Annotated in this window: 30 protein-coding genes and 1 tRNA gene; 14 read left to right on the top strand and 17 right to left on the bottom strand. The window is 65.9% G+C overall.

Translation table 11 applies throughout. The features are described from left to right. Positions 1–15: 15 nt before the first annotated feature. Both NATPE_RS17655 and NATPE_RS17650 read right to left on the bottom strand, forming a co-directional pair. Positions 16–228 (bottom strand): hypothetical protein, encoded by a 213-nt coding sequence (locus NATPE_RS17655; protein ID WP_006182953.1) that lies wholly within the window; start codon positions 226–228, stop codon positions 16–18. Between the two features lie 115 nt (positions 229–343). Further along, complete coding sequence (locus NATPE_RS17650; protein WP_006182952.1) at positions 344–1,201, bottom strand: sulfurtransferase; 858 nt, start codon at positions 1,199–1,201, stop codon at positions 344–346. Between the two features lie 279 nt (positions 1,202–1,480). Between NATPE_RS17650 and NATPE_RS17645 the strand changes: the two genes are divergently transcribed. Beyond that, positions 1,481–2,284, top strand: a complete 804-nt coding sequence (locus NATPE_RS17645) for a sulfurtransferase (protein ID WP_006182951.1) — start codon at positions 1,481–1,483, stop codon at positions 2,282–2,284. 16 nt (positions 2,285–2,300) lie between these two features. On the opposite strand, the gene NATPE_RS17640 is transcribed toward NATPE_RS17645, so the two are convergent. The 5 genes from NATPE_RS17640 to NATPE_RS17620 form a co-directional block, all read right to left on the bottom strand. Next, entirely contained in the window at positions 2,301–2,642 is a 342-nt protein-coding gene (locus tag NATPE_RS17640) for a HalOD1 output domain-containing protein (protein WP_006182950.1), read from the bottom strand. 71 nt (positions 2,643–2,713) lie between these two features. After that, on the bottom strand, positions 2,714–3,706 hold the full coding sequence (locus tag NATPE_RS17635; protein ID WP_015299157.1) for an IS5-like element ISNpe16 family transposase: 993 nt from the start codon (positions 3,704–3,706) through the stop codon (positions 2,714–2,716). 63 nt (positions 3,707–3,769) lie between these two features. Further along, positions 3,770–4,447, bottom strand: coding sequence for a helix-turn-helix domain-containing protein (locus tag NATPE_RS17630; protein WP_006182949.1), 678 nt, complete (start codon positions 4,445–4,447; stop codon positions 3,770–3,772). Positions 4,448–4,506: 59 nt separating this feature from the next. Continuing rightward, entirely contained in the window at positions 4,507–5,961 is a 1,455-nt protein-coding gene (locus NATPE_RS17625) for a dihydrolipoyl dehydrogenase (RefSeq protein ID WP_006182948.1), read from the bottom strand. Between the two features lie 78 nt (positions 5,962–6,039). After that, the gene (locus tag NATPE_RS17620; RefSeq protein WP_006182947.1) at positions 6,040–6,261 is read right to left on the bottom strand and encodes a type II toxin-antitoxin system HicB family antitoxin; all 222 of its coding nucleotides are present in this window, start codon (positions 6,259–6,261) and stop codon (positions 6,040–6,042) included. Positions 6,262–6,409: 148 nt separating this feature from the next. Here NATPE_RS17620 and NATPE_RS17615 point away from each other — a divergent pair, with 148 nt between their 5' ends. The 4 genes from NATPE_RS17615 (at position 6,410) to NATPE_RS17600 (ending at position 10,021) form a co-directional block, all read left to right on the top strand. Next, on the top strand, positions 6,410–6,946 hold the full coding sequence (locus NATPE_RS17615) for a DUF7342 family protein (RefSeq protein WP_006182946.1): 537 nt from the start codon (positions 6,410–6,412) through the stop codon (positions 6,944–6,946). Next, on the top strand, positions 6,947–7,396 hold the full coding sequence (locus tag NATPE_RS17610; RefSeq protein ID WP_006182945.1) for a hypothetical protein: 450 nt from the start codon (positions 6,947–6,949) through the stop codon (positions 7,394–7,396). Between the two features lie 123 nt (positions 7,397–7,519). Continuing rightward, positions 7,520–8,911: a signal recognition particle protein Srp54 gene (locus NATPE_RS17605; protein WP_006182944.1), complete on the top strand. Its 1,392-nt coding sequence runs from the start codon at positions 7,520–7,522 to the stop codon at positions 8,909–8,911. A gap of 114 nt (positions 8,912–9,025) precedes the next feature. Next, entirely contained in the window at positions 9,026–10,021 is a 996-nt protein-coding gene (locus NATPE_RS17600; protein ID WP_006182943.1) for a hypothetical protein, read from the top strand. Here NATPE_RS17600 and NATPE_RS17595 read toward each other — a convergent pair. Both NATPE_RS17595 and NATPE_RS17590 read right to left on the bottom strand, forming a co-directional pair. Further along, positions 10,018–10,431 carry an RNA-binding domain-containing protein gene (locus NATPE_RS17595; RefSeq protein ID WP_006182942.1) on the bottom strand — a complete coding sequence of 138 codons (414 nt, stop codon included), beginning with the start codon at positions 10,429–10,431 and terminating at the stop codon, positions 10,018–10,020. The genes NATPE_RS17600 and NATPE_RS17595 overlap by 4 nt on opposite strands. Next, complete coding sequence (locus tag NATPE_RS17590) at positions 10,428–11,006, bottom strand: AAA family ATPase (RefSeq protein WP_006182941.1); 579 nt, start codon at positions 11,004–11,006, stop codon at positions 10,428–10,430. Before NATPE_RS17590 ends, NATPE_RS17595 begins: the two co-directional genes overlap by 4 nt. A gap of 331 nt (positions 11,007–11,337) precedes the next feature. On the opposite strand from NATPE_RS17590, the gene NATPE_RS17585 reads away from it, so the two are divergent. From NATPE_RS17585 to NATPE_RS17575, 3 genes are all read left to right on the top strand, one after another. Then, positions 11,338–11,694, top strand: coding sequence for a hypothetical protein (locus NATPE_RS17585; protein WP_015299254.1), 357 nt, complete (start codon positions 11,338–11,340; stop codon positions 11,692–11,694). A gap of 175 nt (positions 11,695–11,869) precedes the next feature. Further along, a tRNA-Arg gene (locus tag NATPE_RS17580) sits at positions 11,870–11,944 on the top strand. Between the two features lie 475 nt (positions 11,945–12,419). Beyond that, positions 12,420–13,085 carry a YIP1 family protein gene (locus NATPE_RS17575; RefSeq protein ID WP_006182939.1) on the top strand — a complete coding sequence of 222 codons (666 nt, stop codon included), beginning with the start codon at positions 12,420–12,422 and terminating at the stop codon, positions 13,083–13,085. Here NATPE_RS17575 and NATPE_RS17570 read toward each other — a convergent pair. After that, positions 13,082–14,197: a glutamate-cysteine ligase family protein gene (locus NATPE_RS17570; protein ID WP_006182938.1), complete on the bottom strand. Its 1,116-nt coding sequence runs from the start codon at positions 14,195–14,197 to the stop codon at positions 13,082–13,084. The genes NATPE_RS17575 and NATPE_RS17570 overlap by 4 nt on opposite strands. A 303-nt stretch (positions 14,198–14,500) precedes the next feature. On the opposite strand from NATPE_RS17570, the gene NATPE_RS17565 reads away from it, so the two are divergent. From NATPE_RS17565 to NATPE_RS17555, 3 genes are read left to right on the top strand one after another with little or no spacing between them, the layout of a single operon-like run. Continuing rightward, positions 14,501–15,106 (top strand): NAD(P)/FAD-dependent oxidoreductase, encoded by a 606-nt coding sequence (locus NATPE_RS17565; RefSeq protein WP_006182937.1) that lies wholly within the window; start codon positions 14,501–14,503, stop codon positions 15,104–15,106. Positions 15,107–15,154: 48 nt separating this feature from the next. Beyond that, positions 15,155–15,775: a VOC family protein gene (locus NATPE_RS17560; RefSeq protein ID WP_006182936.1), complete on the top strand. Its 621-nt coding sequence runs from the start codon at positions 15,155–15,157 to the stop codon at positions 15,773–15,775. After that, positions 15,772–16,413 carry an alpha/beta hydrolase gene (locus NATPE_RS17555; protein WP_006182935.1) on the top strand — a complete coding sequence of 214 codons (642 nt, stop codon included), beginning with the start codon at positions 15,772–15,774 and terminating at the stop codon, positions 16,411–16,413. Before NATPE_RS17560 ends, NATPE_RS17555 begins: the two co-directional genes overlap by 4 nt. Before the next feature lie 33 nt (positions 16,414–16,446). Here the strand turns inward: NATPE_RS17555 and NATPE_RS17550 are convergent, their stop codons facing one another. Further along, positions 16,447–16,866, bottom strand: a complete 420-nt coding sequence (locus NATPE_RS17550; RefSeq protein WP_006182934.1) for a universal stress protein — start codon at positions 16,864–16,866, stop codon at positions 16,447–16,449. A 118-nt stretch (positions 16,867–16,984) separates the two neighbouring features. Continuing rightward, positions 16,985–18,079, bottom strand: a complete 1,095-nt coding sequence (locus tag NATPE_RS17545; RefSeq protein WP_006182933.1) for an aminopeptidase — start codon at positions 18,077–18,079, stop codon at positions 16,985–16,987. A gap of 125 nt (positions 18,080–18,204) precedes the next feature. On the opposite strand from NATPE_RS17545, the gene NATPE_RS17540 reads away from it, so the two are divergent. Continuing rightward, entirely contained in the window at positions 18,205–19,221 is a 1,017-nt protein-coding gene (locus tag NATPE_RS17540) for a threonine aldolase family protein (protein ID WP_006182932.1), read from the top strand. Between the two features lie 20 nt (positions 19,222–19,241). On the opposite strand, the gene NATPE_RS22820 is transcribed toward NATPE_RS17540, so the two are convergent. Together NATPE_RS22820 and NATPE_RS17535 are read right to left on the bottom strand one after the other, a co-directional pair. Next, positions 19,242–19,388, bottom strand: a complete 147-nt coding sequence (locus NATPE_RS22820; RefSeq protein WP_006182931.1) for a DUF7859 family protein — start codon at positions 19,386–19,388, stop codon at positions 19,242–19,244. A 442-nt stretch (positions 19,389–19,830) separates the two neighbouring features. After that, positions 19,831–20,343, bottom strand: a complete 513-nt coding sequence (locus NATPE_RS17535; protein WP_006182930.1) for a metallophosphoesterase — start codon at positions 20,341–20,343, stop codon at positions 19,831–19,833. A 149-nt stretch (positions 20,344–20,492) separates the two neighbouring features. Between NATPE_RS17535 and NATPE_RS17530 the strand changes: the two genes are divergently transcribed. Further along, positions 20,493–21,437 carry a cation diffusion facilitator family transporter gene (locus tag NATPE_RS17530; protein ID WP_006182929.1) on the top strand — a complete coding sequence of 315 codons (945 nt, stop codon included), beginning with the start codon at positions 20,493–20,495 and terminating at the stop codon, positions 21,435–21,437. A gap of 18 nt (positions 21,438–21,455) precedes the next feature. Here the strand turns inward: NATPE_RS17530 and NATPE_RS17525 are convergent, their stop codons facing one another. Beyond that, entirely contained in the window at positions 21,456–21,866 is a 411-nt protein-coding gene (locus NATPE_RS17525; protein ID WP_006182928.1) for a hypothetical protein, read from the bottom strand. A gap of 163 nt (positions 21,867–22,029) precedes the next feature. Between NATPE_RS17525 and NATPE_RS17520 the strand changes: the two genes are divergently transcribed. Beyond that, entirely contained in the window at positions 22,030–24,231 is a 2,202-nt protein-coding gene (locus NATPE_RS17520; protein WP_006182927.1) for an ATP-dependent DNA helicase, read from the top strand. A gap of 19 nt (positions 24,232–24,250) precedes the next feature. Here the strand turns inward: NATPE_RS17520 and NATPE_RS17515 are convergent, their stop codons facing one another. Together NATPE_RS17515 and NATPE_RS17510 are read right to left on the bottom strand one after the other, a co-directional pair. Beyond that, complete coding sequence (locus NATPE_RS17515) at positions 24,251–24,568, bottom strand: rhodanese-like domain-containing protein (RefSeq protein ID WP_006182926.1); 318 nt, start codon at positions 24,566–24,568, stop codon at positions 24,251–24,253. Continuing rightward, positions 24,568–24,861: a sulfurtransferase TusA family protein gene (locus tag NATPE_RS17510; RefSeq protein ID WP_006182925.1), complete on the bottom strand. Its 294-nt coding sequence runs from the start codon at positions 24,859–24,861 to the stop codon at positions 24,568–24,570. Before NATPE_RS17510 ends, NATPE_RS17515 begins: the two co-directional genes overlap by 1 nt. Positions 24,862–24,881: the final 20 nt, after the last annotated feature.

The raw sequence follows: 24,881 nt of genomic DNA, 5'->3' as shown, positions 1-24,881 counted from the left end.
GAGCCCGGCTATCGATTACCCGCCGTCGGCCCGGAGCAACCACCCGAGAAACAGGACGATCGCCGTGACGAGGATCAGGAGCAGCAGGCTCTCCGCGACGAACCGTATCGCCGCGGGGCCGGTGTCGCCGACGCTGACAAAGCCCGCGGCGAGAACGACGATCGTGAACCCAAGCAGTCGGTTCGTCGTCTCACGGCTCGCGAGCCACGAGTCCTCGCCGTCGCTCATCGTTTCGGATCACTAACCGATAGCTGATATCGGTTCCGGTCCCGGCGATCGGTCGGCCTCGATCGGGGAACGATCCCGATGGTCGCGTCCCGCGTCGGGCGGGCGACGGATCGCGTTAGTTGCCCTTCTCGATCGGCGCGTTGACGAGGTTGCCCCACTCGGTCCAGGAGCCGTCGTAGTTGACGGTGTCCTCGTAGCCGAGCAGTTCGTGCAGGGCGAACCAGGCGACCGACGAGCGCTCGCCGATGCGGCAGTAGGCGACGGTCGTCTCGTCGCCATCGATGTCTTCCTCGGCGTAGAGGTCCTCGAGTTCGTCGGGGGCTTTGAAGGTGCCGTCGTCGTTGGTCACGGCAGCCCACGAGATGTTCTTCGCGCCGGGGATGTGGCCGCCGCGCTGGGCGGTCTCCTGGAGTCCCGGGGGCGCGAGGACCTCGCCGGAGTACTCCTCGGGCGAGCGAACGTCGACGAGCGGAACGCCGCGCTCGATTGCCTTCTCGACGTCGTCGCGGTAGGCGCGGATGCTCTCGCGCGGGCCGGCGGCGTCGTACTCGGTTTTGGAGAAGTCGGGCTCCTCGTCGGTGGTCGGGTAGTCGTTCTCGAGCCAGTATTCGCGGCCGCCGTCGAGGAGTTTCGCGTCGTCGTGGCCGTAGTACTTGAACTGCCAGTAGGCGTAGGCGGCGAACCAGTTGGAGTTGTCGCCGTAGAGGACGACGGTGTCGTCCTCGCTGATGCCGTGGTCACCGAGCAGGGCCTCGAAGTCTTCCTTCTCGAGGATGTCCCGCTGGGTCTGGTCCTGGAGCTGGGTCTCCCAGTTGAACCCGATCGCGCCGGGTGCGTGTTCTTCCTCGTAGGCTTCCGTGTCGACGTCGACTTCGACGAGTCGGAGGTCGGAGTCGTCGTCCTGGAACTGGTCGAGTCGGTCCTCGACCCAGTCAGCCGAAACGAGTACGTCTTTGGCGTAGTCGTCTGCCATGGACGGTCCTACGATGGCGACACACAAAGGGACTTCTTAACCGGTCAATTCGGACACCGGTCGACCGTGGGGGAAACTTTTGCCGCGTCTTTTCGCCGCGATTCGGCTCGCGCTCGGGAAGAGCGACGCGTTCGGCGGTCAGACGCCGCTCTCGATGGATACCCGTATTTATAGGCTGGCTCCCTCGACAAACAGGGGCAAGAGTTGCCACTGTCCCGGTATCCGCCGCTCGCCCCGAAACCGGTGCGTACTCGGGGCTTGGCTTCCTATGCCGGCCCAATGGACGAATCCGTCGTCGTCTCCCCCGACTGGCTCGCATCGCGTCTCGACGATCCCGCCGTCCGCGTCGTCGACGTCAGGGACGCCTGGGAGTTCGATGGGATCGGACACGTTCCGGGCGCGGTCAGTATCCCGTTCGACAGCTACCGCGACGAGAGCGACGTCGACCGCGGTACCCTACCCGGTGCGGACGCCTTCGCGACCCTGCTCGGCGACGCCGGGATCTCGCCCGACGATACCATCGTCGCCTACGACGATACCCACGGCGTTTTCGCGGCCCGCTTTGTCCTCACCGCCCTCGAGTACGGCCACGACGACGTCCGCCTGCTCGACGGCGACTACAGCGCCTGGAACCAGACCTACGAGACGACGAGCGACACCCCCGAGATCGACCCGGTCGATTACGAGGCCGACCCGCTCGAGCCCGACGAGAGCCCGCTGGTCGGCTACGACGCCGTCGAAGCGGCCCTCGAGCGCGACGCCGTTTTCGTCGACACCCGCGAGCGCGAGGAGTTCGAGGAGGCCCGCTTGCCGGGTGCCGTGCGGTTCGACTGGCGCGACGTCATCGACGACGAGACGCGTCGACTGAAGCCCGAAGACGAACTCGAGGCACTCCTCGCCGACCGCGGGATCACCCCGGACCGCGAAATCGTCCTCTACTGTAACACGGCCCGGCGGATCAGTCACACCTACGTCGTCCTCACAGCGTTGGGCTACGAGGACGTCATGTTCTACGAAGGAAGCCTCACGGAGTGGCTGGCCAACGACGGCGAGACCGAGAGCGGACCGGTTTCGACCGAGTGACCTCGCCGTCTATCTGTTACTCGGCCGGTTCGCCGGCCGCTCGCTCGAGTCGCTCGAGGCCGATCCGTCGGTCGCCAGTGATCGTGATCTCGTACCCGTGGTAGGTAAACGTCACTCGGTCGGGCGTTCCGGCCGTTCCGAAGCCGTCGCTTCCGAACAGTGCGTCGAGTGCGTCCGGGTCGACGGCAGTGTACAGCGGGTCGAGCGCCGTCGTTCCACCGGCGGTACCGCCGGTCGGAACCATCTCGGCGTCCGCGGCAGTCGCAACCGCCGTCACGACTCCCGTACTGATCGACTCGTCGTCCGCAAGCTCGTACACCGTGGCCGTTTCCCCCCGCCGCTGGTCGCTCGTTTCCATCACGTGGGGATACTCCGGGTGGACTGGTGAGTCACCGTCTTACCTATGTAGAGGGTGTCATAGAACTCTTGTCACACCGTGATGATCGTGCTTCCCGGATTATCTCCTCGTTCGTAGTTGGTGATCGCAATAACGAGACGCAGACACAACGACAGGAACACTTGTGCTCGTGCATGGACGCGGCCTCGGGCGTGGACGTGCCCGAGGCCGCAGTCCTTGACTGCGTCGTTAGTTCGTTCGACGCCTGTCCGGCAGTTGTACGTCTCATCTAACGTCGATTGCTTCAACTTCACGTCCTTGCTGTGTTCTTTGATACGGTCTTCGACCCTGTACTCTATGTCCAGTGGATCGTCGGTGTTGCGTGCGTTGTACGGGGCGATTGGCACGACTCCTGCGGTCAGCAGGTAGTCGTGCCAATCGAGTGTGTCATAGGCGCTGTCTCCAAGCATCCAGATCGGAGTGTCGACGGCGAGCGCGTCACGCGTGACGCGCATCGCCGTCTCTTCTGGCGCTTGTTTGCTCTCGGTGAATTCCGCTGCAATCGGGATCTTTGAACCAGTCGAAACGATCGTGCAGCCGTAGCCGTAGTAGTACTCTTCAGCCGTTGGATCGTAGCATTTCGACGCGTCTTGATCGGCTGGCATCGTTCTCACGTCTGTCGAATCAATCGAGTAGGTCAAGTCGAGCAGGCCCCGCAAGGCGGCCTGCTCGACGAGGTGGTCGAAAATCTCGTCGATGACGTGTTCGAGATCGGTGAGGAAACGATCGACCGCGTCTCTCGACGGCGGTCGATCGAAGCCACAGCTGAGCCAGACGACTGTGTTGTTCAGTTCTCGCGCAACCGGACGAATGCCGTAGATATCCTTGTAGTAGCAGTGCAGAAACCCACGCATCATCTCGGGTGGTTCGTGGTCTCGTGTTCGCCCCGTCTCCGCCGGGGCGAACACGTCGAATTCTTCGAGAAACTCGAAGGAGAGATGCTCGAACAGCGCTAGCGTCTCCGTCTCCACGGCATTGAAGAACGTCTCTACCGTAGGATTATCTTGCAGGGTCGCTGGGCTCATACCACCTCAGCGTTCACCCTGCTCTCTGGTATGAGAACTGTTCTATGACACCCTCTATGTAGTCTATTTATACGGCTGGTCGCTGCTCTGTGGGTCCCCGACGATCGTTCCCTCGATGAGGTTCCGATACCCCCGCCTGAGTCGGGACGAGAACGCCTGTCTCGAGATGCCGAGCTGGGAGGCGAGCGTCGCCTGATCGGTCTCACGCGTATCGCTGTAGTACCCCTGATTGTAGGCTAGCAACAGCGCTTCGCGCTGTTCCGGCGTGAGGCCGTACTCGGCACCGGCCGTCATCTCCGAGAGGCGATTGAGCCGTGTGAGCGTCACTTCGATGTCGTGGTCCGCACAGTACTGCTGGAACGCCGAGAACCGATCGACGGACCCCGCACGGAGTTCGAACACCCAGCCCGTTCTGGTCCCGGTCGCCGAGACGACCGTGACGCCGGTTTCCGCGATCGCTCGCATGATCCCCATGTACTCCGGCTTCCACTCGGCGCGATAGAGGCCCCGGTCACCCAGGTCCTCCATGAGAACCGCCGATCGCAGCTCCGGCAACCCCTCGAAGATATTCAAGATTGCCGCCAGTTCCTCGTCGGGATCTTGCACCCAGAAGTACGGCATGACCGTGTCACCGCTTGGGACGACGCGGTCGAGATCCAGCGTCACCTCGGGTCTGTCCTCGAAGACTCGCCCGAGTGGAAAGTCCGCCGGCGCGAGGGTGAACTCGGCGATCGAAGTCATAGTGGCCCTTCGCGCTCTCGACTGTTAAGCCTCACCGCGGGCCGACCCCTCGAGGGCCCTTACCCGTCGCCGACGTCCCGCCAGTCCGGGGCCGTGGAGTACGCCCGCGATGAGAGTTCGTCGAACGCCGCGTAGACGACTTCGTTCAGCGCGGGGTGGACGTGGACCGGCCCGGCGACGTCGTCGACGGTGCCGCCGCCGTCCATCGCGACGACGACCTCGTGCAGCAACGTTGCGGCCTGTGGCCCGACGATGTGACAACCCAAAATTTCGCCGTCCGGTCCGGCGAGGGCCTTCACGAACCCGTCGCCGGCCTCGAGGATCAGTCCCAGCGGCGCGGCGTCGTAGGGAACCGTCGCGACCTCGTACTCCCGGCCGGCGTCCGCGAGGTCGCCCTCTGTCTGCCCCACGCTCGCGACTCGCGGCTCCGTGAAGATCGCGTGGGGCATCGCCTCGTAGTCGACCGTCCGGCTCGCGTCGTCGAGGACGTTCCGCATGACGACTTGCGCCTCGTAATCGGCCGCGTGCTTGTACGGCTGCTGGCCGATCACGTCGCCCAGCACCCAGATGCCGTCGACGGCCGTCTCGAGGCGGTTGTCGGTCTCGACGTACCCCTTGTCGTCGGTCTCGACGCCCGTCTCCTCGAGAGCGAGCGTATCGGTGTTGGGTCGGCGACCGGTCGCGAGCAGGAGGTCGTCGGCGGCGAGTTCGACCGTCTCGCCGCCGTCGTTCCCGTCGTCGCTCGGCTCCGCGGTAACGACGATTCCCTCCCCGCTTTGCCTCTCGTCGGCCGGCTCCACTTCGGCCGCCTCGTAGCCGGTGTAGACGTCGCAGTAGTCCGCGAGCGACTCGGTCACGGCCGTGCTGACGGCCTCGTCCTCGCGGGGCACCAGCCGCTCGCTCCGGCCGACGAGCGAGATGTCGGCTCCGAGCGCGCCGAAGAAGTAGCCCAGTTCGGCCCCGATGTAGCCGCCGCCGACGATCACGAGTTCGTCCGGCCGCTCGTCGAGGAACAGCGCGTCGTCGCTGGTGAGATAGCCGACGCCCTCGAGGCCGTCGATCGGCGGGACCATCGGTCGGCCGCCGACGGCGATAACGACCGTCTCGCCCGTTATCTCCGCGGTTCCACTTCCGTCGTCGGGGTCGACCGCTATCGTCCGGTCGTCGACGAACCGTCCCTCGCCACGGCAGAGCGTCACGTTCGCCGCCTCCCGCATGCTCGAGGTCTGGTTGTCCGCCTTCGCGTAGACGGTGTCGTGAATCGCGTCCGTAATGCCGTCGTAGTCGACGCCGTGTACCCCCGCATCGATACCGAACGCCTCGGCTCCGCGGACCGCCTCGACTACGTCCGCGCGGTGGATGAGCGCCTTCGAGGGGACACAGCCCCGGGTGATACACGCGCCGCCCAGCGGGCCGGGTTCAACGACCGCGGCCTCGAGGCCCCGCTCGGCCGCCGCGGTCGCGACCTGACTGCCCGAGCCGCCGCCCAGCACGACGATGTCGTACGCTTCCATACCCCCTCCGACCACGGACGGCCGCCTAAAACGAGCGCCTGCGATGCGAACGCGCGGTCGTGAGCCGCCTTGCGTCGCTCAGAGCCAGTCGTCGCCGGTCTCGTCTGACTCGGCCTCGCGGTGGGACTCGACGGCCGCCGCGAGGTTCGCCAGCGCCGCCTCGGGAGTCTGGCCCTGGCTCGAGACGCCGGTCGCCTCGTGGTCCGCGATGTGCAGGCCGTGTTCGTTCTGTCGCATGGTGACGTCATCGCCCGCGAGGGCCTCGTAGTCGTCGGGATCGGCGTCCGCATCGGAACTCATACCTGTCGGTTGTCGCGGTCGAGTGAAATACGCATCGACGCCGCTCGAGCAAGTCGTGTGCCGCTCGAGACGGCAACCGCCGCCGCCATGGTCGAACACATATTTGCGAGCCCGCACACATATTACTGTGTATCACGTCGGTACGACCATGAGCGACTTCGATCCGGTACCGAATTCCGACGCCGTCAACGACGTCCGTCAGCGGTGGCGCGAGACGACCGATACGTTTGGTCGGGTCTACGAGACCGCCCTCGGGGTCACGGAGCCGACGCCGTATCCCGAGATCGCGTCGACCGCGGACTGCTCGCCTAACGCGGCGAAGAAACACCTCGACCGGCTCGCAGAGATGGGAATCGTCCGGGCCGACACCGACGCCCAACCGGCCCGGTACGAGCGCGACGACGGCTATCTCGAGTGGCAGGAGGCCAGCCGGATCGCGAGGGAGCTGACCGTCGAGGAGATCATCGACCGCGTTCGCCAGTTGGAAGCCCGCCACGAGGCGTTCGTCGATCAGTTCGGAGCCGACGATCCGTCCGCAGTGTCGCTGCTCGAGCGCGACGATCACGAGGAAATCCACGAACTGATGGAACGGCTCAGTGACTGGGAGGCCGTCGAACGGGACATCCGCCTCTACGAACTCGCGCGACGGCTAGCCCAAAACGACGGGCATCTCATTCCCGCATAGATGGGCCCGGAACGGGAGAGCGGGCCATCGTCACCGGGGCCGCCCGATCGTCGAACGCTCCGACTCCTCGAGCGTCGCCTCGCGGACGACCCCCTCGTCGTCGGGACCGCGTTCGATCCCGACAGTACCGAACCGCGGGTACTCGAGGCGCGTCTCGATAGTGACCTGTTTCCACTGTCGATCGACGGTGCCCGGTTCGATATTCGCTGGTTCACGACCGACGATTTCACGATCCATTACGTCGAGACCGGAGCCGATGGCCATCGATGGGAGTGTCGCTGGGATCGGCATCCGAACCCGCACGACCCGCGATTGCACTTTCACTGCCCGCCCGACGGAACCGAGACGGCCGACCTCGAACTGCCGTCCGTCCATCCGCTAGATGTCATCGCAACGGCTCTCGCCGCTGTCGAGGAACGGATCGACCGAGCATGGGACGCTCGTGACTGATGGCAGTCACGTCGATCGCGATCGACCGGTCCGGACGAGACTGAAGCCACTCGTTCGACGGACCGAACGATCGCGTCGCGCGTAGAAAAAGCCTTTAACGCTATCGCCTCGTACACCCAGCAAATGGTACTCGACGATCTCGGGAGTTCTCTGCGGGGCACCCTCGACAAGCTCCGCGGGAAGTCGCGACTCAGCGAGGAAGACATCGAGGAGATCGTCAAGGAGATCCAGCGCTCGCTGCTCTCCGCCGACGTCGACGTCTCGCTCGTGATGGAGCTGTCGGACAGCATCAAGGAACGTGCCTTAGAGGAAGAACCCCCAGCCGGCACCCCCGCGCGGGACTTCGTCCTCCGGATCGTCTACGAGGAACTGGTCGATCTCATCGGCGACTCGACCGAACTGCCCCTCGAGGAACAGACGATCCTGCTGGCCGGGCTGCAGGGGTCCGGGAAGACGACCTCCGCGGCGAAGATGGCCTGGTGGTTCTCCACGAAGGGGCTGCGCCCGGCGGTCATCCAGACCGACACCTTCCGGCCCGGCGCGTACGACCAGGCCGAGGAGATGGCCGAGCGCGCCGAGGTCGAGTTCTACGGCAATCCTGACAGCGAAGACCCCGTCGAAATCGCCCGCAAGGGCCTCGAGGAGACGAGCGAGGCCGACGTTCACATCGTGGACACGGCCGGTCGCCACGCGCTCGAGGACGACCTGATCGACGAGATCGAGCAGATCGAGGGCGTCGTCGAACCCGACACCTCCCTGCTCGTCCTCGACGCCGCGATCGGGCAGGGGGCCAAAGAGCAGGCCCAGCAGTTCGACGAGTCGATCGGGATCGATGGCGTCGTCATCACGAAACTCGACGGGACTGCGAAGGGTGGCGGCGCGCTGACCGCCGTCGACCAGACCGACTCCTCGATCGCCTTCCTCGGGACCGGCGAGGAGGTCCAGGACATCGAGCGCTTCGAGCCCGACGGCTTCATCTCGCGGCTGCTCGGGATGGGAGATCTCAGTCAGCTCGCCGAGCGCGTCGAGCGTGCGATGGAGCAGACCGAGATGGAGGAAGACGACTGGGACCCCGAGGACATGCTCCAGGGCCAGTTCACCCTCAACGACATGCAAAAGCAGATGGAGGCGATGAACAACATGGGGCCGCTCGATCAGGTCATGGACATGATCCCCGGGCTCGGCGGCGGGATCAAGGACCAGCTCCCCGACGACGCGATGGACGTCACCCAGGAGCGGATGCGGACCTTCAGCGTCATCATGGACTCGATGACCGACGCCGAAAAGGAGTACCCGAAGGCCATCGGCGCGAGCCAGATCCAGCGCATCGCCCGCGGCTCGGGTACCAGCGAGGAACAGGTCCGAGAGCTGCTCCAGCAGTACAAGATGATGGAGAAGACGATCAAGCAGTTCCAGGGCATGGGCTCGGAGAAGGAGATGCAGCGCATGATGCAACAGATGCAACAGGGCGGCGGTGGCGGAGGCGGCATGGGCGGCATGGGGCCGTTCGGGTAACGCCGCGTCCATCGTCCCCCGGAATGGACAGTTTTCCCGCTCTCGAATTCTAAATCCGCTGACGCTCTCGCTGCCACTACGTTAATGCCCTTCTAGACGAACCCTCGAGTAGGAATGAATCGTCGGCAGTATCTCGCTCGGACCGGCGCGGCCGGTGCGAGCCTCGGAACCGTGACGGCGCTGGCCGGCTGTCTCGACACTATCGAGGGGTCGTCGGATGAGGCCGACGCCGAGGTCGAAGACCGGACCGGTCAGCGCGCGCTCGACCGGGCGGCCGGACAACTGAACAAGGCGGCTCAACGGTTGGACGAGGTCGACGGGCTCGAAGACCCCGAAAACGTCGAATTTGATCCCGGAGAGCCACTGCACCACATCTCGTTGGCCGAGGAGTACCTCGAGACGGCCGCCGCCGAACTGAGCGACGATCGGTCGGCCGACCTCGAGACGCTTCGGTCGTACGCGGCCGTCATCGAGGGGCTCGTCTCCGTGACGGTGATCGTCACGGACGACACGATCGAGGACGACATCGACGAGGTCACCGCCGCGGTCGAAGCAAACGGGGACATCGAAGGCGCGAACCAGACGGTCGACGACCGCCACCGGACGGTCGTTTCGGCTGCCGATCGACACGCGCAGGTTCGAGAGACCCTGCAGTCGATCGACGGCGAGCGACTCACGGCCATCGCCGGTACCGATATCTCCGATCTCGAAGAGGGCGCGACCACGCTCGGCGACGTGGTGACGTCGCTCGAGACGCTGACCGGCGCGTACGATTCCATGCTGGATCTCGAGACGGGATACGGCGCGCTCGAGGACGGCCGAACCCAGCTCGATAACGAGCAGTTCGGAGCGGCACGGGAGTCCTTCGAAACCGCCGAAGGGACGTTCGGCGACGCGCTCCAGCGTCTCGAGGACGGGACCGAGGACGCGCCGGACGGGCTCGGCGAGTACTTCGAGACGGCTCGGTGTCAGAACGAGCATCTCGCGGCGGCGTCGGGCCACTTCGCCGACGCGGCAGCGGCGGCCGAGGACGGCCGCTATCGGACCGCGAGACGAAAGCGGACCGAGGGCGAGGCGGCGCTCGACGACGTCGGCGACTGTACGAACTAGGCGTCGACCGGCCGCCCGTCTTCGGTCGGCGGCGCGATATGGTCGACGTACTCCTCGAGGCTGGGCGCTTCGACCCGCACGCGGACGCTGATCTCGCCGAGTTCGTCGGAGTCGCCGACCGAGAAGTTGGCGTGGCCCTCGAAGGCCGCCTGCTTTTTCAGTGCGAAGGTGAACGTCTCGCCGTCGCGGTTGGCGAAGAACTCGCCGCGGGCGGTATCGAGGATCTCCTGCTGGTGGAGCAGGTCCGAGAAGTGATCGAGGGCGTGGGCTTCGCCGCGTACTTCGCCGAACTCCTCCTCTACGTCGGCGTTGGGGAAGATATTCGCCACGGCGTCGACCACTCGGCCCGTGACTTCGGTGTCGTAGATCGGTGCCGTGATCTCGACGTCGACGCGGTAGATTTCGCTCATGGGTCGGCTTCGGCCTCGGCGGGTTTCCCGTCGTCGGTTCGGATCACCGACCGGATCGACTCGTGAAAGGCCACCAGCGAGTCGGTGTTCTCGACGACGACGTCGGCCCGGTCCATCGCGTCGTCCATCCCGAAGCCACGTTCGCGTTCGTCACGCGCCGCGAGGCTCTCGCCGCCGTCGGCCTCGCCGGCGTCCCGGCCGCGCTCGTCGATCCGCTCGGCCCGAGTCTCGAAGGGGGCCTCGATACTGACCAGCGTGAACGCGTCGCCGAACCGCTCCTCGAAGACGTCGACCTCGACGTCCGAGCGGATCCCGTCCACGAGGACGGTGTTGTGGTTCTCGAGGCGGTCCTCGATCATCGGGAGCGACCGCTCGGCGATGGCCGTCGGGCCGTTCTCCTCGCGTAGCGCCTGCGCGACCGTGCCGTGGTCCTTCGCGGGGTCGAGCCCGCGGTCGGCCGTCTCCTGGCGGACGACGTCGCCCATCGTCACTACGGGAATCCCGTCCTCGCGTGCGACGGTGGCCGCCTCGCCCTTGCCGCTGCCGGGGAGTCCCACCGTTCCGATGACGTGCATCGAGCCCACGTACCGGCGAGACGGGCATAAACGCTGTGTTCGCCGTTCGGCCGTCCGTTGTTTCCCTGCAACGGTTTTTCAGCCGCCAATTGCCACGCTGGGAACCGCCTCGGTGGCCGCTCGAGGCGGGATCGGCGTGATCCGGCCTCGCTCGAGGTCGGACGCTTATGCGGGCGCTATCGGTCGGTTTGTCTGCGTCGAAACGATTATTTTGCCGATAGCGACTCGCCCGCTCACTCGAACTCGAGATAATTCGGGTGAACGCTGACTGATCGATGAAACGGAAATACGTCGTTATGTGGCTGTCCGTCGCGGAGACTGGTGTCGTACGATGACAGATACGCCACTCAACAGGCGGCGATTCACGGCCGGACTCGGTGCCGGTCTGGTCGCCGCGGTCGCAGGATGTATGGACGACGGCGAATCCAGCGACGCCTCGCCGAGCGACGACTCGGACGGACCGAGCGACGGAGCCAACGACACCGACAGCCTCGGACCCGACGACTCCGCGGACAACGGGTCCGACGGCAATATCGGAAACGAGTCCGCTGGCGGAATCGGAAACGAATCCGACGACGGAACCGATAACGAGTCCGACGATATGGGCGCGGACAACGAGTCCACCAACGAGTCGACCGACGACACGACGGAAAACGAGAGCGACGACGGTTCGGAGATCGATTACTGACGTCTCTCAGCGGCGTCGGTCACGTGGGTCAGGAGCGCTTCTCTTTTTTCCGTGATTCGACCGATAGCACCGGCTACTCGCGGTCGAACTCCGTTTCCATCCGGGTTCGAAGTTGGATCGACCGCGACCGGAAATCCCAACCGCTTATACCGTTTCGCCGCCGAATCGGACTCGAGGGCGCGTAGCTCAGTCCGGAAAGAGCGTCGGACTTCTAATCCGACGGTCGTGGGTTCAAATCCCATCGCGCCCGTGCAGCGAACGAAGTGAGCGAACCGGCACGTGGGATTTGAACGAGAGAACGGCGAGCGATAGCGAGCCGTTTGCGTGGTTCAAATCCCATCGCGCCCTGGTTCTCGCCGGACTCGTCGCCGATCGCCGACGCTCGAGCGCGCTCCCTCCGAGGCGGTAGCCGAGACGGTTTGGTCGAAAATATATACCTAGTGACTGGTTCCGGTACACTAATGTCAGCCACTAACGTTATATATCGTGTCGGCAGCGCCGGCCGAACGGCACTACAGGGGATACGGGGGACACGGATCATCGCCACACGACGATCACCATCCCCACTGCCGACTGTGTACACCCTTTCGATACCCGACGACACCTCGCCAGCGACTGCCTTTCTCGCATGTAGTTCCGTCACACCGGCCGTGAACACGTGGGCGACTGTCCGCGTTCCCCCTCGAGCCGGAACGCATGAATAGTCGGAGCAACGACACGATGGCATGACTGGTCGCTTGCGACGACTCCTCCTCGAGCCCGCGGGGTTTTTCGCCGCCGAGTCGCCCTCGCTGTCGCGGTCTGGCGGCGTGTTGCTGGCCGTCGGGATGGTCTCGCTGGGAATCGTCCCGCCGGTCGTCTCGCTGTTGCGGTCGCCAGTGATCCCCGACGACGTGGTCCTCGATGCGTTTCCGTCGTTGCGATACGTTACGACCGGTTGGGAGGTGTCCGTTCCCGGTATCGTCGGCCTTCTGGTTGCGGCCCTACTGGCGATGCCGGTACTCGCCTGTCTCCTGTTCGCGGCGTTGTTTTATTTGCTTTCGTGGCCGGTCGCGAGCGAACGGGGGTTCGGCCGGACCGCCGGACTCGTCGCCTGGGGGTTCGTTCCGCAACTGTTCGCGAACGTCCCGGCGGTCGCCGTCCTCCTCGTCGCGTTCCCGTCGACGCCGACCGAGGTCTGGGCCCTCGGCATGACGGTTCCCGCCCGGATTTACGCGATCCCGCCCGCGTTCGATCCGCTGTTCGCCTCGGTGACCGCCGTCGGCGTGATCTGTCCGCTCTGGTCGGGCTACCTGTGGGCCCACGCCGTCGCGGCCGCTCGCGGACTGTCGCTCCGGCAGGGAATCGCCGTCATCGCCGTCCCGACGATCCTCGTTCTCGGCCCGATCTAGGGCGCTCGAACCCGGCGGCGCTCGAGGTCGGCCTCGAGCCGGTCGGCGGCCCGAAGCCGCAGTCGCCGCGCCTCCCGATCGGTGAGCCGGCCGTCCGGCATGCGGTCGGCGAGCGGGTCGTAGTCGGCGGGTGTGAAGCCGAGCCCGCGCAGGTATTGATGGACGCCCGTGCCCTCGAGGCCGTCGCGGATGGCCGCGTCGGTGATCGATTCAACGGTATCGAACGCGGGGAGCCGGAGGGGCCCGTCGGCCGCGTTCGAGTCGACGATTGCGTCGGATGCCGTCCACGATCCGGATCCGTCGTCGACGACCGTGCCGTTCGCGTCGGCGCGGGCGACGACCGACCGGACCTCGCTTGCGAGGCGTAGCACCTGACTCGGCAGGGCCGCGTCCGGCGAGCGCCATTCGACGGTTGGCATCGCTTTGCGAAGGCGAACCGGGTTCCAGGCCGCCTCATAGGGATCGAACGCGTCGTCGAACCGGGCCGGATCGACGCCACGCTCGAGCGCGCGCTCCCGGAACGTCTCGTAGTCGGCCTCGAGCCGCCGTTCCCACTCGGCGACGCTGTCGACGTAGGGTCGCAGCTGGCCCTGTTCGGGACAGGGCTCGTAACACGAGCGCCGGTAGAGGTACGGCCGGGCACACTGGTGGAGCCGCTCGCCGCGGTAGTGCGAGGCGCTGGTCACCAGCGCGAAGGCCGGATCGATCGCGGTCAGGGCGTTGAGCTGGTCGGCGACGCTGGACTGCTCGATGTGGAGGTGTGTCCCGGCACAGACCCGGGCGTCGTCGAACGTCGGGCCGACGATCCGCCGCTGGAGGTCGGTAGCCGCCGTCTCGCGGTACGGGATCTCGGCGGGCGAGGCCGACAGCGGCGTCGCCAGCGGGACGAGCCGTTTGTCCCGTCGGCGTGCCGCGTCGGCGACCCGTTCGATCCGACCGAGCAACTCCTCGCGGAGTTCGGCCATCGATTCGCAGGGCGTCGTTTTGATCTCGAGCATCGGCTCGACGAACTCGGGATCGACTCCCGGCGAAACGTCGAGCAGCGTCTCGGGCGCGACGAGGTCGCCGTCCGTATCGACGACCCAGTACTCTACCTCGAGGCTGGTTTTCATGGATGTATCCGTTGGAGCGTTCCGAATGGCCCTCGAGCAAGCCGTCACTGGGCTACACTGGTCGGGGACGATCAGCCGCCGGGTGCCGTGCGGACCCGGGTCGACTGGACCGTGACCCCGTCGTCTCCTGTTGGATCTGCTGCTACGCCCGACTAATGCGAAGGGGTTGAGCCTGCAGCTGCAGGTCGTGATAGGTGGTACCGCCTCTCCTGAAACCCGTTCGTCCCCACTGACATCGGTGTTACGTGGTGGCCCGCGGGTTGCTGCTGGCTTTATACGTCTGGTAACACAATGTGACTACACATGAGCGACGAAGCGACTGCAGACGCGTCAGTGATCGTAGTCGGCGGCGGCCCCGCCGGACTGAGTGCGGCGCTGTTCACCGCGAAGAACGGCCTCGAGACGACAGTGTTCGACACCGACGGGACCTGGATGCACAAGGCCCACCTGTTCAACTACCTGGGCATCGGCTCGGTCGGCGGCAGCGAGTTCATGGCGACGGCCCGCCAGCAGGTCGACGACTTCGGCGCCGAGCGCCGACAGGGCGAGGAAGTGACTGCCGTAAGCGAGTCCGGTGACGGCTTCGCCGTCGAAACAGATGACGGCGAGTACGAGGCGGACTTCGTCGTCCTCGCGACCGGCGCGAACCGCGACATCGCCGAGGACCTCGGCGTCGACTTCGCCGAGGACGGCACCGTCGACGTCGGCGTCGAGATGGAGACCAGCCTCGAGGGCGTCTACGCGACCGGCGCGATGGTCCGTGCCGAGGAGTGGCAGGCGGCAATCGCCGTCGGCGACGGCGCCGCCGCGGGACTGAACATCCTCTCGGCGGTCAAGGGTGAACACTACCACGACTTCGACGTCCCCGCCGACGCCGAGCGCCTCTTCGGCGAACAGCTCGCGGAGTAACCCGACCGACTCGGCCGCGGGACCGATCCGATCCCCGATTCAGCTACCATGTCCGACGACCCAATCAATCCAGTCACCGCCGAACTACCCGACAGCCCCGTCCACACCACGGGAACTGACCACATCACCATCTGGGGCTCCAACGAGGAGGACACGATCGAGTTCTACCAGGACTTGCTCGGAATGCCGCTGGTGCTTCGCCAGCCGAACCTCGATGACCCGTCCCAGACCCACCTGTTCTTCGACACGGGCGACGGCCGCATCCTGACGTTCTTCGTCAGCGACGACCGTCCCTCCGCCCGCGGCCAGCGCGCCGGCGTCGGCGCGGTCCATCACCTCTGTTTCAGCGTCGACCCCGACGAGTACGAGGAGACGATGCAGGCCTTAGAAGACGCCGGCCACGGCTACAACGTCTTCGACCGCGGCATCTTTCACTCGATCTATACCCGCGACAACAACGGGCTCGTGATCGAACTCTCGACGGACAAATACGAGATCCCCGACGACCGCCGCGGCGAGGTCTTAGCGAAGGCGCAGGAACTCCGCGAGGACGACGGTGCCGACTACGCCAAGGACGAACACCTCCGCGGCGCGATCGAAGCGCTCGGCCTCGAGGTGATCGAACACGACCTGCCCGAGGCCAGCTCGGGCGTCGGTGGTGTCGAATGAGCGCCGACGGCCCCCATCAGGGCCAGCCGCTCGTGACCGGTGGAACCGATCTCGCCGATGCCGAGGCTGCGCTGGTGCTGACCCACGGTCGCGGGGCGACCGCACAGGGGATGCTCCAGTTGGCCGACGAGGTCCACCGCGAGGGCGTCGCCTTCCTCGCGCCGCAGGCGGCTCGCAAGACCTGGTACCCCAACTCGTTTCTGGCACCGGTCGAGCGTAACGAGCCCGGCCGGACCTCCGGCTTGCAGGCGATCCGCCACGCCATCGACGAGGCTACCGGTGCTGGCGTCCCCCTCGAGCGGATCATGCTGGTCGGCTTCTCGCAAGGGGGCTGTCTCGCCAGCGAATACGTCGCGCGCAACCCGCGCCGCTACGGCGGACTGGCCGCCCTCAGCGGCGGCCTCATCGGCGAGGACCTCGACGACGAGTATCCCGGCGATCTCGAGGAAACCCCCGTTTTCCTCGGCTGTAGCGACGTCGATCCGCACATTCCGGAAGAGCGGGTCCACGACACGGCCGCCGTCCTCGAGTCGATGAACGCCGACGTGACAACGCGGCTCTACGAGGGGATGGGTCACGGGGTCAACGAGGACGAACTCGAGTTCGTCGCCGGGATGGTCGCCGAACTGCTCGACTGAGGCGTCGGACTTGACTCCCCGGTTCGAATCGCGTCAGCGGATGACGGTCACGGGGACCGGCGAGCGGCGGACGATCTTTTCGGCGACGCTTCCCAGGAGGACTCGAGAGAGCCCTTCCCGGCCGTGGCTGCCGATGATGATGTGGTCGATCTCGTCGTTCTCGTCCGCGAACGAGACGATCTCGCGGGCGGGGTCGCCGACGGTGGTCTCGGTCCGGAACTCCCTGTCGGGATCGCCGATCAACTCCGCGATATCCTTCGGGAGTTCCTTGGCGACTTTCTCCTCGCGTTCCCGAAACATCTCCTGTGCGAGTTTGATGCCGGCTCCGGTCGATCCCTCCGCCGCTTCGACGACGCGAATGAGAACCACCTCCTCGTCGGGATAGGTCGTAAACGCGTGTTCGACGGCGTCCTGTGCCGGTTCGGAACCATCGTAGGCGACGAGTACTGCCATACCTGTGGTCGGTCTTTCAGGAATATAAACCCGTCCGGTAGTTCCCGCCCGCTTTGCTCGCCACCGCTCGTGAAACACCGTCCGGAAAATCGGTCCGCTTTACCCGTTCTCGCTGTCTCTACTCCTCGAAGCCGTCTTCGAACCGGAAGGTGCCGTTGCGCTGGACGACCTCGCCGTCGACCTCGATGAACGAATCCTCGCTCATGTCGACGATCATGTCGACGTGGACCGCCGAATCGTTGGCGTCGTTGCCCTCGCCGACGGTGTCGTCGTAGGCCCGCCCGACGGCCATGTGGACCGTATCGCCCATCTTCTCGTCGAACAGCATGTTGTAGGTGAACTGGTCGATATCGCGGTTCATCCCGATGCCCAACTCGCCCAGCCGGCGCGCGCCGTCGTCGGTGTTCAGGACCTCCGTCAGGACGTCTTCGTTTTTCGCCGCCGAGTGGTCGATCACTTCGCCGCCCTCGAACTCGAGGTAGACGTCCGTGATCTCCCGGCCCTGATGATAGAGCGGCATGTCGAACAGTACCTCGCCCTCGACGCTGTCGGGCTGTGGTGCGGTGAAGACCTCGCCGCCGGGCAGGTTGTGTTCGCCGTGGTCGTTCAGCGTCGGATTGCCGTCGATCGACATCGTCACGTCGGTCGTGTCGCCGCTTTTGATGCGGATCTCCTCGGCGGGATCCATGATCTCGACCATGTTCTCCTGGTGTTCGCGCTGGGCGTCCCAGTCCTTGTTGACGGCGTCCCAGACGAAACGCTCGTACCCTTCGGTACTCATCTCCGCGAGCTGGGCGTTTGCGGGCGCGGGGTACTGCGTGAGACACCACCGCTTGGAGAGGCGCTCCTCGAGGATGGGGCGGTGGGCCTGTTGGTGGGCCGCTTGCGTTTCGGGGTCGACGTCGCTCGTCTGCGTCATGTTGTCCGTCGCGCGGATAGCGATGTAGACGTCGGTGTTCTCGACGAGCGCGAGTTCGTGGTCGGGCGTCTCGAACTCCTCGTCCGACGCGCGTAGGTACGCGCGCTGCTGGCGTTTTCCGGTCCGCTGGCTCGTCGTGATCGGGTTCGCACCCCGATCGCCGATCACTTCGTGGAGGGCGACGACGAGGTCCTCGGCGACCGGATGGGCGTCGATGATGACGTTGTCGCCTTCCTCGAGGTCGACGGAGTGGTTGGCAATGATCTCGGCGTGTTCGCGAATGCGCGGGTCCATATCCCGACATTACTCCGGGAGGAAAAAAACGGTTCGTAATGGCGACCCCGTCATCCAGTGGTCCGTCGTTGGGTCGATCCGCCGCGAACAGGACGTATTTCACCCTCCATCCGGTAGCGAGTTCCATGATTGACTTCCGAAGCGATACCGTCACGACCCCCGACGAGGCGATGCGCGAGGCCGCCGCCACCGCCGTGGTCGGGGACGACGTCTACGGCGAGGACCCGACGGTGAACGAACTCGAGGCCCGCGTCGCCGACCGCCTCGGTACCGAGGCGGCGCTGTACTTCCCGACCGGGACGATGGCGAACCAGACCGCCGCCCGCGTCCACACCGAACGCGGGCAGGAGGTGATCGCCGACCGGGAAAGCCACGTTATCAAGTACGAACTCGGCGGCCTGGCACAGCACTCGGGGCTGCAGGTACGGACGCTCGACGCCGATCGTGGCGTCCCCTCACCGGAGACGGTCGCCGCGGCGATCGTCGACGAGGACCTGCACCGCCCTGGCACCGGACTGTGCTGTCTCGAGAACACGCACAACGCCCGTGGTGGGCTCGCGATCGAACCAGGGGCGATCGACGCGGCGGCAACGGCGGCTCGCGAGCGCGACGTTCCAGTACACCTCGACGGCGCGCGACTGTTCAACGCCGCGACGGCGCTCGACGTCTCCGTCACCGAACTCACGGCACCGGTCGACTCCGTCATGGTCTCGCTTTCGAAGGGGCTGGGCGCGCCCGTCGGCTCGATGCTCGCCGGCAGCGACGAGTTCGTCGAGCGGGCCCGCCGGACCCGGAAACTGTTCGGCGGCGGAATGCGACAGGCCGGGATCGTCGCCGGGCCGGCCCTCGAGGCGCTCGAGAACGTCGCCGACCTCGAGCGGGATCACGAGAACGCGCGGCTACTGGCCGCGGGACTCGACGACGTCGACGGGTTCGACGTTCGAGAGCCCGAGACGAACATCGTCATCGCGGACGTCTCGGGGACGGGCGAGGCCCCGTCGACTGTCGTCGATCGCCTCGGTGAGCGGGACGTGCTGGCGTCGCCGTTCGGCCCGACGACGGTCCGGTTCTGTACGCACCGCGACGTCTCCCGCGGGGACATAGAGCGGGCGCTCGAGCGAATCGGCGACGAGTTCGCCTGATCGCGGCCGCGTCGTTTGTGCTACCGCTCGCCGCGCATCCCGTCTCGAAACTCCAGGACGGTCCGTCGCAGGAGGAGATACGAGAAGAAGACCAGCGACAGGAGGATGACGACGACCGCGATGATGACGGGATCGTCGGGGACGAGACCGGTCAGGGTGTCCAGCATACGCGGGCGGTACACTGTCAGCGTGGTTAATCGTTTCGACCTCGATCGGTCGTATCCGTACGGCCACGTACCTAACTAAAACTCGAGTTTCAGCTTGCGCTGACTATAACGTGGGCCGGCGCGTATCCCCAAATGCGCCTCGATCGCCGGCCCGCTGCCCTCCACGCCCGTTCGGGTCGGCTCGTGATCGAGGCCAGCTTCCCCTGACATCCGTTCCGATCATCCCCCGACCGCTCGCGGCCCCTCCGTTCGACAGCCCACCGCCGCGGGCGGTCGTTTCCCACTGCTGGTCGTTCCGCCCCGGACCCCCCCCTGACGCTTGCACTCCCACTGATCGGTTCGCTGTCTACACGCATCTCTGTTTCGTCGCCCGCTGAGTTACACACGATTCGAGGCGAACGCCTCTCTGTTCACGGCGGGGACGAAACCACCCGACTGGCGCTTATTCTCCCGCGAACTCCACTGTCTCGAGGACCGTCCCGTCGGGCTCGCGGATCTCCCCCTCGAGTCCCTCGCCGCGCTCCTCGAGGACGGCGAAACCGGGCCGGTTCCCCCGCGGATCGGCGTGGCTCCCCGGGTTCAGCAGGACGATGTCGTCGGTCTCGACGACCGTCGGCCGGTGGCTGTGCCCAAAGACGACGAGGTCGGCCCCTCGCGACCGGCCGAACATCGCGAGCCCGGTTTCGCCGCCGTCCCGTCGGTGGGTCACCGCGATCCGCACGCCGCCCGCCTCGACGACCCGGGCCGTCGGCAGCCGGTCCCTGACCGCCACGCTGTCGGCGTTGCCGTGGACCGCGAACAGGCGGTCACACTCGTCTCGAAACGCCTCGAGCGCCGCGTTGCTGGTGAAATCGCCCGCATGGACCACGACATCCGCCTCGCGCGCGGCGGTCAGGGCCGCGCCCTCGAGTTCGTGGCCCGTGCTGCTGTGGGTGTCGGAAAAGATCGCGATCATGGGCGGGCTTCGGTCGGCGCCGACAGGTGGCTTTCGGACGCGACCGACCGGCGGGCCGTCGGCCACGTCCCGTCCGCGGACTCGCGCCCCGCCGAAACGAACTCCAGAACGGCTTAGGTTTTAGGGACGCCCTTTCGTACTCCCCGGCGATGGCCAGTAGCACCTCCGTCGTCCTCGCCGCCCTGTTCGCGAACGGCGCGATCGCGGTTCTCAAGTTCGGCGGGTTTCTGTTGACCGGGAGTCCAGCGATGTTATCGGAGACGTATCACTCGATCTCGGATACGGGCAATCAGGTCTTTCTGCTGATCGGAATCAGGTACGGTGCGCAGGAGGCGACCCGCGAACACCCGTTCGGCCACGGGAAAGCGCAGTTCTTCTACTGCCTGCTCGTCAGCGTCATGCTCTTTGGCATCGCCGGCTGGGAGAGCGCGCGCCACGGCTACGACGCCTTGACCCACGGCGGCGTCCACCGCGCCGCCGAAGACGTTACCCTGCTGGGCCTGACCTTCGATCCGGTCTACGTCAACTACGCCGTGTTGCTCGGCGCGATCGCCTTCGAGTCCTACGCGTTCCGGAAGGCCTATCAGGGGATCAGTCGCCAGATGGACGAGTACGGCTGGACGACCCTCCGCGAGGCCTTCGCAAAGACCAGCGACGTGACGACCCTGACCGCACTCACCGAGGATACCATCGCACTGGCCGGCGCGGGGATCGCCCTCTTCGGGGTCTATCTCACCCGGACCACCGGGAACCCGATGTACGACGCCGCTTCCGCGCTCCTCATCGGGATCATGCTGATGGGCTTTGCCGTCGCGCTCGCCTGGCAGAACAAGCGACTCATCCTCGGAGAGAGCCTGCCGAAAGAGGCCGAGGACGAACTGCGCGAGATCGTCGCGGGCTGGGACGGCGTCACCGAACTCGTCGACTTCCGGACGGTCTACTTCGGTGCCGAGGAGCTGCTCGTCACCGCCGACGTCGCCTTCGAACCCGACCTTGACGCCGAGATCATCAACGAGCGCATCACGCAGATCGAACTCGCTCTGATGGACCACGACGATCAGGTACAGAAGGTCTACATCGAGCCCGAGACGTAGTCCGCGTCGCCCGATAGGCTACTCCTCCCGTTCGTCGTCCGTGTCGTCGTACCCCGCGACTACCGTCGAGCCCGGCGGCCGATCGTTCAACACCGCCGTCACCGTCGTCTCCTCGAGATCGACCGTCGACTCGAGGGGGTCCCAGCCGGCCTCGGTCTCGACGGCGACGGCCACGTCGGTCGGGCTCGCACCGGCCGGCAACTTCGAGGGGTCGTAGACGAGCGCGATCCGGACGGCCTCGATTGCCTTCAGATCCTCGCATGCCACGAGGTCGACCGGGTCGGCCAGCGCATCGACCGGCGGCTCGCAGCCGCTCTTTCGGAGGCCGAACGCGTCCGGGACGACGCCGGCCACGAGGTCGACGCGGGCTCCCACCTGCTCGAGTGTATACTCGGCGACGGTACTGGAATCGTATCCGGGAATCGTCATACGGGAGGCAGGCACTCGAACCATATGGCCCTGTAGCGCGCGTTCGCCGGCCGGGGGGTCGGCGAGCGTCGCCGCCGTCGGCGTTTAAACGGACCGACGGAATCGAGACGAATCCTTTTATCGGAGCGCGAACCTATCCTCTCGTGTGTCCGAAACCGGGTATATGCGCTTTTTCCCGTACGACCGACCGTACGAGAACCAGCGCGAGGCGATGGACCGCATCCACAACGCCCTCCACCGGGGACAGGACGTCCTCTTCGAGGGGGCCTGCGGGACCGGCAAGACCCTCTCGTCGCTCGTCCCCGCCCTCGAGGTGGCTCGCGAGCAGGACAAGACGGTCGTCATCACGACCAACGTCCACCAGCAGATGCGTCAGTTCGTCGCCGAGGCCCGCGCGATCACCCGCGAAGAGTCGATCCGCACGGTCGTCTTCAAGGGAAAGGGCTCGATGTGTCACATCGATGTCGGCTACGAGGAGTGTCAGACGCTCCGGGACAACACCCGCGCCGTCGTCGACGCCGAGCAGGATCGCGAGCAACTCGAGCGCCGCCAGCGCGAGTTGCTCGCCGAGAGTCAGGACGGCGACGGCTCGGCGGCCGACGCCCGCTCGGCGGTGATGGACGAACTCGAAGACATCGAGGAGCGCCTCGAGGACCTCGAAGAGCAGAACGTCTGTGACTACTACCGGAACAATCTCACGCAGGATACGGACGAGTTCTTCGGCTGGCTCTTCGAGGACGTCCGCACGCCCGACGAGATCTACGAGTACGCCGAGCGGCAGGAACTCTGCGGGTACGAACTCCTCAAAGAGGGAATCGAGGGCGTCGATCTGGTCGTCTGTAACTACCACCACCTGCTGGATTCGACCATTCGAGAACAGTTCTTCCGGTGGCTCGGCCGCGATCCTGAGGACGTGATCGCCGTCTTCGACGAGGCCCACAACGTCGAGGACGCTGCCCGCGAACACGCGACCCGGACCTGCTCCGAGCGGACGTTCGAGTCGGCGCTCGAGGAGTTGGCCGACAGCGACGACCCGCGGGCCGAGGACGCTGCGAATGTCCTCTCGGCTTTCCACCGTGCGCTCGTCGAGACCTACGAGGACTCGTTTGGCTTTGGGGAGAGCGCGGCGCAACGCGCCGCGGACAACGCGAGCGGCCCCGGGCCGCGAGCGCGCGAATCCATCGGCGAGAACTGGACGGACGTCCCCATCGCCAACGACGACCGCAAGGACGATCTCACCCTCGAGTTCTTACAGCGGTACTCGGGCCGCGGGATCGACGACGATCTGGAGGCGGCGATGAAGCTGGGCCAGGAGTTAGACGAGGAGTACGAGGAGGCCTACCGCGAGGGCGAGACGGCCACGCGAACGGAGTGTCAGACCCTCCAGGCAGCTGCCTTCGTCAGCGCGTGGATGAGCGAGGGTTCGACGGAGGGGCTGTATCCGGTCGTCGCCGTCACCCGCGACGCCGGCACGGACGAAATATACGGCCGCGTTGAGCTGTACTCCTGTCTGCCCCGGCAGGTGACCGGCCAACTCTTCGACGAGATCTACGCGACCGTCCTGATGAGCGCGACGCTCCAGCCGTTCGAGGTCACCGAGGACGTACTGGGTATCGAGGACGCGGTGTCGATGGCCTACGGTCTCCAGTTCGCCGAGGAAAATCGCCGAACCTACGCCGTCGAGACGCCGCCGCTTTTCTCCTCGGATCGCGACGACCCCGGGGTCCAGGCGGACGTGACCGAGACGATCAACGACGCCGTGCGGATGACGCCAGGTAACACGCTGGCCTTTTTCCCCAACTACAGCGAGGCGAGCCGGTACGCCGACCGACTCGTCGGTCGGACCGACCGGACGGTATACGTGGACGAGCCGGGCCAGTCGGCCGAAGACCTCCGTCAGCAGTTCGTCGCGGACGACGGGGCGGTCCTGTGTACCTCGCTGTGGGGCACCCTCGCGGAAGGGGTGAGCTTCGACGGCGACGACGCCCACACGGTGTTGGTCGTCGGCGTCCCGTACCCCCATCTCGATGACCGCGCCGAGGCGGTCCAGGAGGCCTACGACGCGGCGTTCGACGGCACCGATACGGGCTGGCGCTACGCCGTCGAGTTCCCGACGATCCGCAAGACGAGACAGGCGCTCGGTCGGGTCATCCGGTCGCCGGAGGAAGTCGGGGTTCGCGCCCTGCTCGACCGGCGCTACTCCCGGCAGGCAAAGCCCGATCTGGGCAAGTACAGCGTCAACGGCATCTTCCCCCACGAGGAACGGGAGGAGCTGATCGACATCGAGCCGGGGAAACTCAAGTTCGCGATGCTCAACTTCTACGGCGGCCACGACGCCTACGACGGCGAGCCGCCCGCGCCCTAGACGACCCTCGAGACGGGGGTCAGTCGGCCGCCGAGGGATCGAGCGGCTCCCACGCGTCGTAGCCGCCAGCCATGCTCGCGACCCGCTCGGCGTCGCCGTACTCCTCGATGAGGCGGGCGGCCTGGACCGAGGTCTGGCCGATGTAACAGTAGACGACCACGTCGTCGGCCCAGTCCCGGTCGACGACGGTGTCCTCGAGTTCGTCGATGGTGAGGTGTTCGGCCTCGGGGAGGTGGCCCTCCGCGTAGTCCTCGTCGTCGCGAATGTCGATAAGGTCGAACTCCTCGTCGTTCTCGATGCGTTCCCGGACCGTCTCGGGGGCGAATTCCTCGACCATTATCGCTTGCGGAGGTAGATGCGGTAGACCGCGTCGCCGCTGCGCCAGACCTGCGCGTCGGCATCGTCGCCGACGGCTCGCGGTACGTTCTCGGTACAGGGGACGTGGTCGGTTTCCTGGACGAGGAGATCGCCTGACTCGAGTCCCTGGAGCCCCTTCTTGGCCTCCACCTGCGGGTACGGACAGACCTCGCCCATCATGTCCTGGACGAGGTCCGCCTCTTCGAGGAGTTCGTCCGCTCGGTCGTCGCTCAGTTCGTCCGGCGTGTCAGTGACGTCGTCGATGGATGGCATTGTATCGTGTTTCCGTGGTC

This window comes from Natrinema pellirubrum DSM 15624, from assembly GCF_000230735.2.
In the GTDB taxonomy this organism is placed as follows: Archaea; Halobacteriota; Halobacteria; order Halobacteriales; family Natrialbaceae; genus Natrinema; species Natrinema pellirubrum.
Note: the sequence above shows the minus strand (reverse complement) of the source record. Positions and strands in the feature narration are given on the sequence as shown.